Origin of the sequence: Marivirga sp. (assembly GCF_035704835.1) — a bacterium.
Taxonomy (GTDB): Bacteria; Bacteroidota; Bacteroidia; order Cytophagales; family Cyclobacteriaceae; genus Marivirga.
On record NZ_DASSWQ010000008.1, the window covers coordinates 13,486 to 26,234 of the forward strand.

The 12,749-nt window shown below is 33.8% G+C and carries 12 protein-coding genes; 4 read left to right on the plus strand and 8 right to left on the minus strand.

Features of this window, described 5'->3' with window-relative positions:
* Positions 1-25 precede the first annotated feature (25 nt).
* The 7 genes from VFM92_RS00955 to VFM92_RS00985 all read right to left on the minus strand — a co-directional run bounded on the left by VFM92_RS00955 (position 26) and on the right by VFM92_RS00985 (position 4,261).
* Positions 26-322 carry a transcriptional regulator gene (locus VFM92_RS00955; protein ID WP_325120320.1) on the minus strand — a complete coding sequence of 99 codons (297 nt, stop codon included), beginning with the start codon at positions 320-322 and terminating at the stop codon, positions 26-28.
* Positions 319-963 carry a hypothetical protein gene (locus VFM92_RS00960; protein ID WP_325120321.1) on the minus strand — a complete coding sequence of 215 codons (645 nt, stop codon included), beginning with the start codon at positions 961-963 and terminating at the stop codon, positions 319-321. Before VFM92_RS00960 ends, VFM92_RS00955 begins: the two co-directional genes overlap by 4 nt.
* Positions 964-1,015: 52 nt before the next feature.
* The gene (locus VFM92_RS00965) at positions 1,016-1,597 is read right to left on the minus strand and encodes a hypothetical protein (RefSeq protein WP_325120322.1); all 582 of its coding nucleotides are present in this window, start codon (positions 1,595-1,597) and stop codon (positions 1,016-1,018) included.
* Positions 1,598-1,741: 144 nt separating this feature from the next.
* Entirely contained in the window at positions 1,742-2,395 is a 654-nt protein-coding gene (locus tag VFM92_RS00970; RefSeq protein ID WP_325120323.1) for a tetratricopeptide repeat protein, read from the minus strand.
* A 141-nt stretch (positions 2,396-2,536) separates the two neighbouring features.
* Positions 2,537-3,094, minus strand: coding sequence for a peptide deformylase (def, locus tag VFM92_RS00975; protein ID WP_325120324.1), 558 nt, complete (start codon positions 3,092-3,094; stop codon positions 2,537-2,539).
* A gap of 3 nt (positions 3,095-3,097) precedes the next feature.
* A complete protein-coding gene (gene ruvX, locus VFM92_RS00980) occupies positions 3,098-3,511 on the minus strand; it encodes a Holliday junction resolvase RuvX (RefSeq protein WP_325120325.1) in 414 nt (137 codons plus the stop codon).
* Positions 3,512-4,261, minus strand: coding sequence for an iron-sulfur cluster repair di-iron protein (locus tag VFM92_RS00985; protein WP_325120326.1), 750 nt, complete (start codon positions 4,259-4,261; stop codon positions 3,512-3,514).
* A 103-nt stretch (positions 4,262-4,364) separates the two neighbouring features.
* On the opposite strand from VFM92_RS00985, the gene VFM92_RS00990 reads away from it, so the two are divergent.
* The 3 genes from VFM92_RS00990 to VFM92_RS01000 all read left to right on the plus strand — a co-directional run bounded on the left by VFM92_RS00990 (position 4,365) and on the right by VFM92_RS01000 (position 8,772).
* The gene (locus tag VFM92_RS00990) at positions 4,365-5,990 is read left to right on the plus strand and encodes a S41 family peptidase (protein WP_325120327.1); all 1,626 of its coding nucleotides are present in this window, start codon (positions 4,365-4,367) and stop codon (positions 5,988-5,990) included.
* 73 nt (positions 5,991-6,063) lie between these two features.
* Positions 6,064-7,224: a homogentisate 1,2-dioxygenase gene (locus VFM92_RS00995; RefSeq protein WP_325120328.1), complete on the plus strand. Its 1,161-nt coding sequence runs from the start codon at positions 6,064-6,066 to the stop codon at positions 7,222-7,224.
* A 150-nt stretch (positions 7,225-7,374) separates the two neighbouring features.
* Positions 7,375-8,772 (plus strand): exonuclease domain-containing protein, encoded by a 1,398-nt coding sequence (locus VFM92_RS01000; protein WP_325120329.1) that lies wholly within the window; start codon positions 7,375-7,377, stop codon positions 8,770-8,772.
* Positions 8,773-9,126: 354 nt separating this feature from the next.
* Here the strand turns inward: VFM92_RS01000 and dnaA are convergent, their stop codons facing one another.
* Positions 9,127-10,542: a chromosomal replication initiator protein DnaA gene (gene dnaA / locus VFM92_RS01005; protein ID WP_325120330.1), complete on the minus strand. Its 1,416-nt coding sequence runs from the start codon at positions 10,540-10,542 to the stop codon at positions 9,127-9,129.
* A gap of 317 nt (positions 10,543-10,859) precedes the next feature.
* Here dnaA and VFM92_RS01010 point away from each other — a divergent pair, with 317 nt between their 5' ends.
* Complete coding sequence (locus tag VFM92_RS01010) at positions 10,860-12,665, plus strand: methylmalonyl-CoA mutase family protein (RefSeq protein ID WP_325120331.1); 1,806 nt, start codon at positions 10,860-10,862, stop codon at positions 12,663-12,665.
* Positions 12,666-12,749 lie beyond the last annotated feature (84 nt).

A 12,749-nucleotide genomic window follows, 5' to 3' on the forward strand; every position in this document is an offset into this window, starting at 1 on the left:
TTTCAAAGTATAAGCATAAAAAATTTTATTTATTATTTAGTAATTTTTCAATTGCATTTATGTGAGCCTTGAAAGCACGTTTACCAGACTCAGTAGCCTTATAAGTTGTATTGGGTTTTCTGTCCACAAAATCTTTTTCGAATGCTATATATTCTTTCTTTTCAAGATTCTTTAAATGGCTTGCTAAATTTCCATCAGTCACCCCCAATAAATCTTTCAAGGATATGAAATCTGTCTTATCATTTACCATTAAGACAGACATTATTCCCAAGCGCACTTTATTTTCAAATGCCTTATCAAGATTGTTAAGTATATTCTTCACGAGCCGTACTTCAAATGCATTCTTATTCCATATACTATATGCAAAAGTCCAAAGCCTAAAGCCCAAAAGAACAAACCATACTCTATAAAATATAGGCCAGTTAAGCCTAATATGACTTCAGCAATTCCTAGACTTCTGATATCATCCAAAGTGTAGTTACTGGCATTGATCAGAGCCAATCCATAAAAAATTAAGGTTAATGGCGCTAATATGCCGATAAATCCATTTAACATTAAGATTATGCATACAAATCCTCCAGTAAATAATGGGATAGCAAGATTAATAATTAATCTTTGAGATTGCTTGTTCCATAGCTTCTGGCCTTTCTTTTTGCTAGTTCTACGAGTAAGCATGACCACAGAACCTAGCGTCAAAACCAGTGTTGAAATAGCTAAAATTGTTATGTCCAATAATCCTTCAGAAGTTAAGCTAACCATCTTCAAGGTATAATAATCAGACGCTAAGAAAATATATTGATATGCTATAAAAGCTGATGCTAATGCAATTATACCAGCTATAACTCCTGAAATTCCACTGAGTGAAATAAACCGACTTGAGCGATCCATCATTTCACGAATTTCCTTTATGTCTTGAAGATACTTTTCTTGTTTCATCTCTTTACTTTGTAAATCAAAGTACATTGAATTAAATTAAAATAACAAGAAAATATAAAAATAAATTATAGCAGTAGGCCTATCCATTTCTTATCTCATCCCACCACTCTTGTCTGTTTTCTTTTCGTTCTTCCCTTCTTTCCTTTCTCTCCTTGCGTTTTTTACGTCTTTCTCTGTCCTTTTTACGTTTTGCTTTAGTCTCCCGAGTAATAACGTAATGAATAGAAACGGATGCTGGAAAATCAAACCAGTCTTCATTATTAATATGATAGGCTGGTTTGATATCAGCGGCTAATACTATGGGTAATGCTGGAATCTTCCATTCTATTCCACCCATTAAATCAAACCCATAAATTTTTCCATATTCTTTATGACTTCCTGCATGCATTCCAGCACCGAAAAATATATTAAAGCCTTCTCCTGTGATGGGTAAATGATATTTAGGTAAAACCGTAAATTGAAAAGAATTTGTTTTTAGGTCTGTGATTGCTTCTGCACTAAATCTAGGTAAGATTCTTTGCTTAACACTGATACCAAATCTAGCATCTCCTAATCTAACACCAACTGCCGTTCCGTACTTTTGAGCAGAAGCATAATGACTTATCAAAATAATAACCAGTACTAATTTAAAACGCATGATGGGTAAACGAAACTGCAGCATTCTTATTATCATTAAATATTTAACCAAATTATCATTTCAGATAAAGGAATCATTTGTTTAAAATTTGAGTGAAATTCAACATTTGACAAAAAAAAACCCACTTAACTATGAAGTGGGCTAGTAATTTATTGAATAACAGATTACTTATTCAAATTCGGAAGGATAGCATTTCACATCATTACATCTTTCACGAATCATTTCATAAGCTTTTAAATCTCCCAATTCACCTGCTTTGCTTAAATCGAGACAACCCGCAGAAAGTTGTCCATATTCAATTCGTAAAACACCTCTCAAATAGTAAGCATCTACATTATCTTTATCCTTTTCAATGATTTTTGTACAGTCATTAATGGCATCCTGATACGCTTCTAATTGCTGTTTAGCTTGACCTCTTTTATAATAAGCATCTAAATTATTCTCATTTAGTTCAATTGTTTTTGAATAGTCAGTAATGGCACCATAATAATCTTGCAGAAGATACTTTATGTTTCCTCTTTCAAAATAAGCCTCAGAAAAATCAGGCTTTGCTTCTATAGCTTTATTATAATCTTTCATAGCACCATGAACATCCGCGAATTTTTGTTTGATGTTTCCTCTCATATAATAGGCTTGGTGTGCCTCTTCATCAAGCTTTATTGCTTCGTTAAAGCTTACAATAGCCTCCATATATTCTTTCTCTTCAAATTTATTGATGCCATTTTCAATAAATTCGGACGCTTTTTTATTTTGAGCTGATACAAAAGAAATGGAAAAAACCATTGCAAAACTCAATACTAATAATTTTGATAATTGATTCATAATGAAGATTAATATGTTGAATGATGTTTAGTACAATAAGTTTGCCAATATTAAAAGTGCAATCAATGGTATTGTACTATTCAAATGTAAATATAAGTTTAAACAAATCATCAGCCAAAATCAAGCCGATCTTACATCTATTTATTTCTTCAGTGGAAAAATCATTTTGTAATCAGCTGATACTTTTCCTTTGCTAATATTCCCTAATTTTCCTTTCAAAATCCTCTTTTTGAAAGCAGAAACATGGTCTGTAAAAAGAATACCTTCAATATGATCATATTCATGTTGTATTACTCTAGCCACAAAACCATCAAACTCTTGCTCGTGTTCTTTCCAATTTTCATCAAAATATTTAATTCTGATTTTAGGTTTGCGATTCACATCCTCTCTGATGTTAGGAATGCTTAAACATCCTTCTTCAAAAGCCCATTCCTCCCCTACTTCATCCAAAATCTGAGGATTGATAAAGGCTTGTTTTACTTTTGGTTCATCTTCTTCATCATCGATAGGATCCGTATCAATTACAAATACTCTTAAGCTTTTACCTATTTGCGGAGCAGCAAGACCAACACCATTTGCATTGTACATGGTTTCAAACATGTCATCCACCAATGTTTTTACATCTATTTCATCTTTCTCAATATCTTTCCCCTTTGTTTTCAAAACAGGGTGACCATACGCTATTATAGGATAAATCATAATCTAATTTTCATCTAAGAATTGTTGTAAAATAATCGCTGCACTAATTTTATCTATATTACCTGATTTCTTATTTCTTTGTTTTCTTTTGGAACCAGAATGAATCATGGCTTGCATAGCTTCTTGTGAGCTAAAGCTTTCATCTTGCAAATGTAAGGGCATTGTTGGGAACTTCTTTCTAAAAAGATTAATAAATGCATCAACATGACGAGTAGCATCTGTTGCTTCTCCCTCTTCGTTGGTAGGATAGCCACATACTACGGCTTCCACCTCTTCTTTAGCGAAATATTCAGTTAAGTATTGAATCAGATCCTTAGAATGTATCATCTCTAAAGGTGAAGCTATTATCTTTAGCGGATCGGTTACCGCTAATCCAACTCTTTTGGTACCGTAATCAATTGCTAAAACTCTGGGCATTCAATTTAAACGAATAAGGGAATGAAACTTCTTTCTAACTGATTTTTCAAGCATTAATGCTTTGGGGAAAAGCACTTCATTTTCAATTTTAGCATGAATTTTTAATTTCTCTTCAAAACGTTCCAATTCTGAAAAAAGAACTTTCACATTCAAGGAAGAATCCTGATTTATAGGGTATTGATCCATCAAAAAACGAATACCTTTCATTTCATCATCATGAACCTCATGATCAATTGCAAATTTTTGCATATTAAAATTTGGATATTTATAAAAGAAACTCGATGGATTTTTCTTTTTGTCTTCTATTGCTTTCAGCTGGGAAATGTATTCAAAAAGTGTGTCTTCTTCTTCATAAATATGATGGACGAAATCCTCTACAAATAGCGGAAAAACATCCTTAATTTCTCTTTCAACCGATGCAAGGTGAGGCGTAATGCTCTCTAATTTATTTACCAATTTCACTAAAAATGGTAAATCTTTTTTAACAAATATAAAATGTGTATGCTTAAGATAAGTGATGACTAAATCAATGGGAAATGATAATAACCGGATATTCTCAATCTCTTCGTTCTGATTAATTTTTTCTAATTCAGAAACTACATATTTCAAATCAACCTTCTTAGATTTGCATACTTTTTCTAAGGAATCTTCTTCAAATTCATAGTATTCAATACCTAAATAATAAAGAACGGATGCGAATACGTAATTTTCTGCAACTAATTCCTTTATTTTCTTTTGAGAGTATTCCACTTTGACTAATTTAGGTGTTACAAAGGTAAATTAATTTTAAGGCTTTTCAATCCAACGATTTACTTAATTCCTGCGTTATTTGTTAAAATAAAAATATTTAAACGTGCACAACAATAAAAATAGTTCATTCCAAATTAAACTGCCCATCATCATTTTCTCAACTTTGGCTGCAGGAATATTGATTGGTGCCACAATGGCAAATCCATCTTCCAATAAAGATACTGTTTTAGAGGGAATTACAAGGATAAAAGAGATTCTTTTACAGGTTGACCAAAACTATGTTGAAGAAGTTGATACTGATAAGTTGGTGAATAGCGCGATTGAAGGAATCGTAAAAGAATTAGACCCGCATACTTCCTACATTCCAGCAAAGGATTTAGAAATGGTTTCTGCTGATTTGAAAGGCAACTTTGAAGGTATTGGTATTGAATTCAATATTTTCAATGACACTCTTTATGTTGTAGCACCTTTAAGTGGTGGACCGTCAGAGACTGCCGGTTTACAATCTGGAGACAAAATAATTGCTGTTGATGGTAAAAATATTGCTGGAATAGGCTTGACCAATAGACAGGTTCATGAAAACTTGAGAGGCGAAAAAGGAAGTGAAGTGAAATTAAAAGTTATGCGTTCTGGTTCGGATGAGCCTGTTGAGTATACCATTATAAGAGATAAAATTCCTCAATACTCTGTTGATGTGAGCTATATGGTAGATGATGAAATCGGATACATTAAAGTGAGTCGTTTTTCTGCTACTACCTATAATGAATTTATGGATGCTCTAAATAAATTAAAAGATCAAGGCTTACAAAAATTGATTGTGGATTTGCAGGATAATCCTGGAGGTTATATGGATAAGGCCATCAGCATGGCAGATGAGTTTTTGAAAGATAATGCTATGATTGTCTACACCAAAGGAAAAGAGAAAAGATATAACTCCGAAGCTAGGGCAATTAAAGATGGAAAATTTGAGGAAAACCCTTTAATTATATTAATAAATGAAGGGAGTGCTTCGGCTTCTGAAATTGTTTCTGGTGCCATACAAGATAATGACAGAGGCTTGATTGTGGGTAGAAGGTCATTCGGTAAAGGCTTGGTTCAAATGCCGATTCCCTTGAAAGATGGTTCAGAATTGAGATTGACCATTTCCAGATATTACACGCCTTCTGGAAGATCAATACAAAAGCCTTTTGGTGAAGATCCAGATGAATACAGAGATGAAATGAATTATAGATATGAGCATGGGGAATACTTTGTTGCGGATAGCATAGAATTTGATGACTCTTTGAGATATACCACTTCAAACGGTAGAATTGTATATGGTGGAGGGGGCATAATGCCAGATTATTTTGTTCCATTGGATACCTCTAAAACTTCTACTTTTCTGAATAGATTATTTTTGAGCAATACCCTAAGACAGTATACTTTCTACTATTATGAAAAAAATCAAAAAATGTTGGAGAACATGGGACTAGAGCGCTACATAGATAATTTTCAGGTAACTGATAAAATGCTAAAAGAACTAATTAGCATGTCCAAAAAAAATAATGTTGAGTTTGATGAAGAAGGTTTTAACAAATCTAAAGAATTAATAAAGTTGTACAGCAAGGCTTACATTGCTAGAAATATTTGGGATAATGAAGGCTTCTATCCTATTTTCAATAAGCAAAATGAAGTATTCATGGAAGCAATTAAGCTTTTTGATAGGGCTGAATCACTAGCTAAAAAATAACTTTTTAATCAAAATATTTAAATAATAGGAAGTATTAATTAACTACCATTTGTTTTTTTAGAAGATACATAATATGGCATACTACGTTAAAAAAGGGAACATACCCCCTAAAAGACATACACAATTCAGGCAGCCAGATGGAAGTTTGTATGCTGAAGAATTAGTAAGTTCTTTGGGATTTTCAGGTATTTATTCAAATCTGTATCATATTAATCCTCCAACGCGAGTAAAGGAGATCAAAAAATCTGTGGCTTATGGAACCAAGCCTGACAAAGATTTACCACTACAACAAATCCACTTAAATACTTCAGGAGTTAAGAATACAGGTAGTGATTTTCTTAATAGCCGTAAAATATTATTGATGAATGATGATGTTTCCATGGCGCTTTGCATGCCGAGCCGCCAAAGCATGGATTATTATTACAAAAATGCCGAAGCAGATGAGTTGTTATTCATTCACGATGGCAGCGGATATATGTATTCCCAGTTTGGCAAATTAAAAATCAAAGCGGGTGATTATGTAATGATTCCTAGAACTACCATTTATAAATTAGAGTGGGATACAAGTGAAATCAGGTATTTAACCATTGAATCTGCCAGTCCCATCGAAACGGTTAGCAGATACAGAAATGAATTAGGTCAGCTATTGGAACATTCTCCATATTGTGAGCGTGATATTCATCCCCCACAGGAATTGATTACGGAAGAGAGTAAAGGAGATTATCACGTAAAAATCAAAAAAGGCGGTTATATACATCATTATGTTTACGACCACAGTCCATTTGATTTGGTAGGCTGGGATGGATTTTTATATCCTTATACTTTATCTATCCATGATTTTGAGCCAATTACGGGAAGAATTCATCAGCCACCTCCCGTACATCAAACTTTTCAGGCAGCAGGTTATGTGATTTGTTCTTTTGTACCAAGGTTATTTGATTATCATCCAGATGCTATTCCAGCACCGTATAATCACAGCAATATTGATTCTGATGAGGTATTGTATTATGTGGAAGGAAACTTCATGAGTAGAAAAGGAATTGAAAGAGGCTCTTTTACACTTCACCCGGGAGGTTTGCCACATGGGCCACATCCTGGAACAGTAGAAAAAAGCATTGGAGCAAAAGAAACTGAAGAGCTGGCCGTAATGCTAGATACCTTCAGACCACTCTTTGTTACAGAAGAAGGTAAAGAATTTATGGATAAGAAATATCCCATGAGTTGGACGGAGTAATTTTACTTATAGCAATTTAAAAGAAAACCTTGCAGGCTCTATTTTTAGACCTGCAAGGTTTTTTTGTTCAATTGGAACCGAAACCACTGATTTGTGTTTTAATTTTTATCTATTTTTATTGACCAAAAACACTCATTTAGAAATCCATTCATGTACGCCATAGTTGATATTGAAACCACGGGAGGCTATGCAGCCAGAAATAGAATATGCGAAATAGCCATTATTTTGCATGATGGAGAAAAAGTGGTTAAAGAATATCAATCCTTAATTAATCCTGAGCGTCATATCCCACCACAACTTTCAGCAATTCATGGAATTAACGACCAAATGGTGGCAGAAGCTCCTAAATTCTATGAGGAAGCAAAAACCATTCATGAATTATTAGAAGGGAATATTTTTGTAGCGCATAGTGTAAATTTTGATTACTCATTCGTAAAAGCTGCCTTTCAGGATTTAGGCTATGAGCTGAATCTGAAAAAACTCTGCACAGTCCGTTTGAGCAGGAAAATATTTCCGGGATTGAAAAGCTATAGTCTTGGGAATATTTGCGAAAATAGAGGAATCAAAATTAATGACCGACATCGAGCCTTCGGAGATGCTATTGCAACAGCAGAACTTTTTACGCAATTGGTTCAGCACGATAAAGATGACATCATCGAAAAATCTTTAAAGAAAAATGCTTCTGTTGTCAATATTCCTGAAAATTTGGATAGAACAGTCTTTGAAGCTTTGCCTGAATCTCCCGGTGTATATTACTTTCTGAATCAGAAAAGCCAGATTTTATACGTAGGCAAAGCCAAAAATATTAAAAAGAGAGTGAGCAATCATTTTGGTGGCAGTAAACTAGAAGTAGCCAAACAAGCCTTTCAAAGTCAGATTCATCATGTAGATTATTATTTGACTGGAAATGAACTGATTGCGCTCCTGCATGAATCACATGAAATCAGGAAGAACTGGCCCAGATATAACAGAGCTCAAAAAACCAATAATCCAGGCTATTCCATTTATCTCTATGAAGACAGGCAAGGCTATAAAAGATTACAATTGGGCAGAAAACAAGCTGGAATGCAAAGTGTAATGCGTTTCCCAAATCATGCTTCTGGTTTTAGCTTCTTAAATGAAGTCAGTAAAAAACTAAAGATTTGTCCAAAGTTTGCAGGCATCCAATCAAGCCTGGGGACTTGCTTTGCTTATAGCTTGAACCTTTGTGAAGGAGCATGTGCTGGTGAAGAATCAGTGACTCAACATAATGAAAAAATTCAAGCTTTTATTGATTATTGCAAAGCTGAAAAAAGTGATTATATCTTGATTGGAGATGGTAGAAATATCAACGAATCTGCTTTTGTATTAGTAGAAGAAGGTTTTTACAAAGGCTTTGGCTTTTACCCTCAGGAAGATGCTATCGAACATTGGGAAGATTTCAGTAATTACCTGATTCAATATCCTGACCATCCAGAAATTTATAAGATTTTAAGTAGTGAGCATGCTACTAAGAATTATAAAAAAATTAAAAAGGAGGTTTTTTTGAAGAGGAAGGAGTCAGCTTGAAATACACTGGATTAAAACGCTTCGATTTCAAACACTATCATTAATTACCCAAAGAAAAAGGACTGAAATTTAATACAGGATATCATGAAGCTTTTATTTAGGACAAATCAATTTAACAAATAGGACACCCCCCTTCACCCCCCTCAAGGGGGGAGACGCATATAATTATTTTTGACATTTTAATTTGATAATGTTGTTACATCAAACAATTAAAAATAGTGATAAATTTTTTATATTCTACCGACTTAAATCTGTGAGATTGTCCCCTCGAGGGGACTACAGGGGTGTCGATTGCTAGTAATTATTATTTCGTTTCAGTGCATTAATCCCCGCCAGCTGACGGGTTAGGGGGCCTTAAACCTTCTTCATTTTAAACCTCTTCTTCAACTCTTCCATTTCTTCTCTGAATCGTTTATCCACTTGCATCATGTCATTTACTGACTGCACTGCATGGATAACGGTGGAATGGTCTCTGCCACCAAAGTGGTAACCAATTGATTTTAAGGAATGATTGGTGTGTTCCTTGCAGAAATACATAGAAACCTGACGGGCTATCACAATTTCTTTCTTTCTGGTTTTTGCTTTCAAATCATCAATTTTCACAGCGAAATGTTCTGCAATGGTTTTTTGAATAAAATCAATTCCTACTTCAGATTCAATGTCATGAACGATATTTTTCAATGTCTGCTTAGCCAACTCCAAATCAATTTCCTTTCGATTTAAAGAAGCATGAGCAATCAATGAAATCAATACGCCTTCTAATTCTCTGATGTTGGTATCAACTGAATAAGCTAAGTATTCAATCACATCTTCCGGAATGTGAATACCATCACTTTCCATTTTATTCTGGATAATAGCAATTCTAGTTTCCAAATCTGGCTGTTGCAAATCGGCAGTTAATCCCCATTTAAAACGGGAAAGCAATCTATCTTCCAATCCTTTCAAATCTCTTGGAGGACGGTCAGAAGTCATGATAATTTGCTTACCGTTCTGATGTAAATGGTTGAAAATATGGAAAAATATTTCCTGCGTTCTCTCTTTACCCCCTAAAAATTGAACATCATCAATGATTAAAGCATCAATATGTAAATAGTAGTTAGAGAAATCCTGAATTTTATTATTTCTTAAAGCATCTATAAATTGATTGGTAAATTTCTCGGAAGAAACATACAAAACGAATTTACCATTTAACGTATCTTTTATTTCATTCCCAATGGCTTGCACCAAATGGGTTTTTCCTAATCCTACCCCACCATAAATCATCAATGGATTGAAAGAAGTAATTCCTGGCTTTTTGGCCACTGCATATCCAGCCGACCTTGCCAAACGGTTACAATCCCCTTCAATAAAAGTATCGAAAGTATAGTTTGGGTTTAGCTGAGAATTTTGCTGACTTAAATCCACACCATTTAAAGCAAATGGATTTAAAGGCTGTTCTCTTTGTTGCTCTTTAGGTTTATTGGATTTGTTGTTATTGGGTAAATTGATGGTAAACGGTTTGTACTTATCATTTCCCTTGTCAACAATAACTGAATACTCTAATCTGCCCTCAGGTCCTAATTCCTGGTGAATGACTTTCCGCAAAATATGGACATAATGCTCCTCCAACCACTCATAAAAGAACTGACTAGGTACTTGAATCGTTAATACGTTATTTTCAAGCTTTATAGGGTCAATAGGGGAAAACCAAGTATTATAACTCTGCTCTCCAACACCCTCCTTTATGGAGTGAAGACAATTATTCCATACCGATTGACAGTCTTTAACCATTCACACTAATAATTGACGGATTGTTAATTTGAATCCCTGATTTTGTATCAGGGCTGACAAAAATGATAAAAAAATAGTGAAGAAAAAAATGCAATTTTACTTGACAAGCCGTTAAATACAATTCAGTCAATTTATGTTTGAAAAACAGTTGAAATTTCTTTAAAAAATTACATTTTATTATTTAAAACCTTTTCCTTCAACTGATTAAATTGATATAAGATGAGATGATTTCTAATTGCATCCACCATTTATAACTATTACGTTTACCGATAGCAGGAATTATATTAACTTTATGAATTGAAACGACAAAACTGGAAATGAGCGACACTAAATTATTTGAAGATTTTGAAAAAAGTTCTGCCATTGAATGGAAGAATCAAATCTTAAAAGAATTAAAAGATAAACCTTTTGAAAATCTGGTTAGCAAAACACCTGAAGGAATTTCGATTCAGCCCTTTTATCATAAAGATACTGCTGAGGATTCAGAATTAAACATCCAAAATTCAATTCAAAAGGTGAATGAGGCTTTACCACCTCGATATTGGGCAAATCAAGCTAAGGTTGTAGTAAAAAGCGAAAAAAATGCAAATCAAGCTGCCTTAGAAGCTTTAAATGGAGGTGCTGAAGGCATCATTTTCGTAATTGAAAAAGCTGATTTAAATCTAGACACTCTATTAAAAGAAATCCAGCCAGAATATTGCATGATTTCATTTGAATCCAATGAGCCTTTTTATTCTCTTATCTCCCAATATTTTAACTTCTTAAGCGCACACGATATTGACAGTCATAAAATAAGTGGCTTTTATCATTGTGATATTATTGAATGCAGCAATGCTGGTAAAATTGGTTTAAATGACAATGACTTTAAAAGTATAGCCGAATTAATCAGACATGCTGATGATTATCCCAATTTCAAGTCTTTATGCATCAGCAGCAATTTATTCCATAATTCAGGAGCGAATATCACCAATGAATCGGGATTATTGCTTTCCAAATCTGTAGAGTTTTTTGATAAGCTGACGGATTTGAAACTTGAGCTTAATCAAATTCTAAAATCCACAGTTTTCTCAATCGCAGTAGGAAGCAATTACTTTTTTGAAATCGCTAAATTAAAAGCTTTCAAACTGAACCTATTGAAAATTGCAGAAGCTTACAATAGTAAAGTAAAGGCTGATGATATTTTTATTCATTGCAACACCAGTTTCAGGAGTAAATCTGCATTGGATTTTAATGTAAATCTATTAAGAAACACCAATGAAGCCATGGCTTCAGTTTTAGGTGGATGCAATAGTTTATGGGTTCAGCCACATGATGAATCTGCAGGAAAACCACCGAGCAAGACCTTCAAAAGAATTGCTTTAAATATTTCCAATATTTTAAAAGAGGAATCTCATTTAGATAAAGTTGTTGATCCTACAAAAGGCAGCTATTACATAGAAAATTTAATTAAAGAGATTTCTTCATTATCCTGGAAGATATTTATTGAATTGGAGGAAGATGGTTCTTACAGTCATCATTTTGACAATGGAAATGTTCATCAAATAGTGGATACGGACGCTGGAAAAGCTGAACAAAACCTATGGGCTAGAAAAGATTTAATGATTGGTGCTAATACATATCAATTAATAGGCGAAAAAATCAGCGCTTATTTGGATACTGAAGAAAGCGGAAAAAGCCTGGAAGCCAAAAGACTGACTGCCACTATTGAGCACATGCGATATAGGGTGGAGAAATTGGTGGAAGAAAAAGGCGAAAAAGCCAGACCTTTGGCTCAAATCATTTTATTGGGAACTGACCCAGTGAGCAAAGCCAAATCGGATTTTGCCTACAGCTTTTTAGGAATAGCAGGAATTGGCATTTCATCTGAAGAATTCATTAATAAGTTAGATGGAAATATAAAATTAGATGATAATGCAAGCATCACTGTTTTATGTTACCCAGAAACACCTGAAAATTTAGAAGAGTATATTGCTAAACATAAAGGAATCCTGTTAGTAGCCGGACAAGAACCGAATGAAGCGGAATTGCAAAAAGCTGGCTTATATGGATGTATCAACCGAAAAGTTGATACCAAAAGATTTTTAGACCAATTATTAAAAGACTTAGGAATAGCGTTACTATGAAATGAGCATAAATTTTATACATCTCAACTTACTAACCTAAGATGAATAAAATTTGTAACGAATTCCATGTGGCCTATGAAAATA

Coding starts and splice junctions, on each gene's coding strand:
- VFM92_RS00960 (WP_325120321.1), bottom strand. CDS start 963: ATGTACTTTGATTTACAAAGTAAAGAGATGAAACAAGAAAAGTATCTT.
- VFM92_RS00965 (WP_325120322.1), bottom strand. CDS start 1,597: ATGCTGCAGTTTCGTTTACCCATCATGCGTTTTAAATTAGTACTGGTT.
- VFM92_RS00970 (WP_325120323.1), bottom strand. CDS start 2,395: ATGAATCAATTATCAAAATTATTAGTATTGAGTTTTGCAATGGTTTTT.
- def (WP_325120324.1), bottom strand. CDS start 3,094: ATGATTTATCCTATAATAGCGTATGGTCACCCTGTTTTGAAAACAAAG.
- ruvX (WP_325120325.1), bottom strand. CDS start 3,511: ATGCCCAGAGTTTTAGCAATTGATTACGGTACCAAAAGAGTTGGATTA.
- VFM92_RS00995 (WP_325120328.1), top strand. CDS start 6,064: ATGGCATACTACGTTAAAAAAGGGAACATACCCCCTAAAAGACATACA.
- VFM92_RS01000 (WP_325120329.1), top strand. CDS start 7,375: ATGTACGCCATAGTTGATATTGAAACCACGGGAGGCTATGCAGCCAGA.
- dnaA (WP_325120330.1), bottom strand. CDS start 10,542: ATGGTTAAAGACTGTCAATCGGTATGGAATAATTGTCTTCACTCCATA.
- VFM92_RS01010 (WP_325120331.1), top strand. CDS start 10,860: ATGAGCGACACTAAATTATTTGAAGATTTTGAAAAAAGTTCTGCCATT.